Here is a 2939-nt window from a genome sequence, read left to right on the forward strand (position 1 = left end):
GGAGTCTACAATGGACCAACGCTGCGGTTCGGAAGGTGTCCCGCCAAGCGTGCCTAGCAGCGCAAACTCCTCGGCGGAAGTGCGGCTGGAGTACTAACCTGTTCGAACGATTCTTCGGCGAGATCGCCAACAAGCTCATCCCCTGCAGAGTCGCCGCAGCGCCGTCGCATTGGAGAAGACATACGGGCGTGGCTGGCATTTGGATCGAGCAGCCACGCCCGTATGTATGGACCAAGCCGTCAACAAGACAACCGGCCTCGCCGCATACCGACAACAAATGAAGGACTCAATACACTATTCGTCTAACGACAAACAATGACACGTAAAGCCGGGAGGCCACTGAACACTGCCGCACAATGGAACCACTCACTCGCTCCTCGGCGATACGATGAGCGCGTCGGCAAACAGAGCCGCGTTCGGCTCCTGCGTGCCATTCACGATCGTTACTATGTTGTGCTGGCCGGCGCGGAGCCTGAAACCGGTGCCACCGTCAAGCCGGATCCAACCGCCTTCGCTGATTGTCTGATCGACGACCACCGTTTTGACCCCCTCGGCCGTGACCACCCGGTATTCGGTGAGTCGTCCACCTTCGGACCTCACCGGTAGCCGGACCCAAATGTCGTACAGACCGGTTCCGCCGCTCTGCACCCCGCGGTTGATATCCCAGCTGTAGCGGTTGCCGGGACCTGTGGAGAGAAGAAATCGGCCACCGGCGCAGGGCTCGCAGTCTACACTGGCCCAGTCACCGCTGGCCGTGTCGACGGAAGCGTCGACGAACTGAGCAACGCGCAACTGGTTGAGGAAGAACACTTCCTCAAAGTTGACATCGGGGTGTTCATTGCGCCATTGGACAAAGTATTCGTCGGCGGTCTCCGGCGTGTGCCGTACCACGACGTCAAGGACCTCAGCCAGCGGAACCGTACGGTCGTCGGCCAAGCCCCTCTTGGTATCGAAATCGACGTGGGCATCGATCAGGTCCCAGAGGATCCCGGCGATGTTGCCCTCAACAGCCGAACCAGCCTTGCATTTGAGGGCGACGCCTTCGACACAGTCCTCCAAATTCAGCGTTCTCCCAGCTCTCAAAAGAAACCTGGGATCGTCATAGTTCGGGTGTTCGGCCACGACCGCGAGAAAATCTGCGACACCTTCCCACCACGCGCTAACCGAGTTCGGAGGCGAACCGCACGGCTTAGTGAAAGTGTGCGGTGCGCAAGCGATGCCGTCGGGGTCGTAGCCATAAACGTGGGATGTGACCAGATGGATGACCTCGTGTTCGACAGCCGACGTGCCAGCCAGAGCCCGGTTGACCCGGAAACTGGTGTGACTACCCACGGCCCCGCCGGGCCGATCGTCGACTACCGCTTTTACGTCAGGGTAAGTGGCTAGCCCTGGCCAAATCGTCCGGGCATTGAGCACGCCACGGTAGGCGAGCGCGTGCTCGGAGTTGGCCACCGACTCCTCGGCTTCCGTCGGACGCTCAAAGAAACGGCCCAACGGCACCCTGTGCGCAACCAGCGGAACGTCCACGGGATGCGCCCGATCGGTCACCATTACAGAACCGTCCGCATTCCGCGGGTAGACACGCAGCTCAAGGTCGCCGTCGTTGCAAGCCTTCGAGCTCATGAACGAGGGCGCGGCCTGACTTAGGTAACAACCCTCCCACATGGTGCCGTCCCGCAGGGTGTAGGTCTGCGGGTAGATGAAGCTCAAGGTGTACCGGCCATCGTCATCCAGGTAACCAGAAACCGGCGTGCCGTCGGGCCTGTTGTTGTCGTCACGCCCACTGAGCACCGGGCGCCACTGCTGGGGCGTGTCTACACCGGCGCGGCCGAGGTACCACAGTTCGATCCTCGCGCCGGACAGCGGGCGATGCTCATGCTCAGGGTTTGCCTGATTGATTTTCCCATTGATAGGAGCGTTCACGCCGCCGGACACCTCGACCTCCGGCGGGGGCGTTGGCCCGTCTCCCGGCGGAGGTGGTGGTGCCGGCGGCTGCCCTGGCACTGGAGGATTCTGGCTGGGATCGCAGGCACTGACGAGGGGCGTCGTAAACGAAAGAAGCGCTCCATCAGAAATTCGCCCGCTGATAATGCTCTGCCCGCCCAGATCCAGCACCGTCCGAGGACCTAGACAGAAGTTCAGGATCCTCACATCGTAGTTGCCGTCGTTGTCAGGGTTGTCGATGTATCGTACGAAAGCGCCATAGGTTTCCTGCGGCTCCCACGGGTTCCTGCAGTTGTGAAACTTGTAGTACCTGAAGTCCGAGTCGACTCGATAATCCGTGATCCCGGTGCTCCACCAAAACCCGTTGCCATCGCCATAGCAAGCGTTGTAGTTGGGCGGAGCCGGTGGGTCATCTTGTGCTGTCACCGATGCCGCCGCCGATCCCGTAGCCATCAGGGCGACGGCAAGCGCCATGACAACAGACGCGGCACTTCGGCGGTAAGCGGATGTTCGCAAGGTTCCTCCTACGTGCGACATTGTCGAGTCGCGAACACACTGGGCGGAACACCTACACGAAACGGCGCAGCCCGGGGCGACTGCGCCAACACGGCGCCCGCAAAGCGATACGGCCAGAACACGCTGCTGGTTCCCGCTCAGCGCCCATGGCAGGTCAACCGGCTCCACGAACGTCGCGGGCGCGAACCTTCATTCGAACGTATCGACATCATTGGATATTTTTCCCCGGTCTCGGCATGATGCATCCCGACCGAGCAAGATCATGATTGGCGCCGCTGGCACTGCTCAGACGGCCTTGACAGTGTCGCGTCGAACTTCGGCAGTAACGCGCGCCGACGCCGGCAAGGGCGGGCAGCCGCTTATCAACGGGGCGGGGCCAACGATCTAACGATCTTGTGCGCAATAGCTGACGGTGGCGGTTGCTGGTCCGATCGCAGATCCTTTTTGGATGCCGCGTCGATGGGCTCGTCGTGTCTTCA

The 2939-nt window shown here is 61.2% G+C and carries 1 protein-coding gene; it reads right to left on the reverse strand.

Going from position 1 to position 2939, the window contains the following annotated elements; translation table 11 throughout:
• Window positions 1-366: 366 nt before the first annotated feature.
• The gene (locus AB0J67_RS40310) at window positions 367-2418 is read right to left on the reverse strand and encodes a hypothetical protein (protein WP_363490972.1); all 2052 of its coding nucleotides are present in this window, start codon (window positions 2416-2418) and stop codon (window positions 367-369) included.
• Window positions 2419-2939 lie beyond the last annotated feature (521 nt).

Source organism: Catellatospora sp. NPDC049609, assembly GCF_040675365.1.
Taxonomy (GTDB): Bacteria; Actinomycetota; Actinomycetes; order Mycobacteriales; family Micromonosporaceae; genus Catellatospora.

Excerpts from the sequence above, each read along its gene's own strand:
- AB0J67_RS40310 (WP_363490972.1), bottom strand. The coding sequence starts at position 2,418 with ATGGCGCTTGCCGTCGCCCTGATGGCTACGGGATCGGCGGCGGCATCG.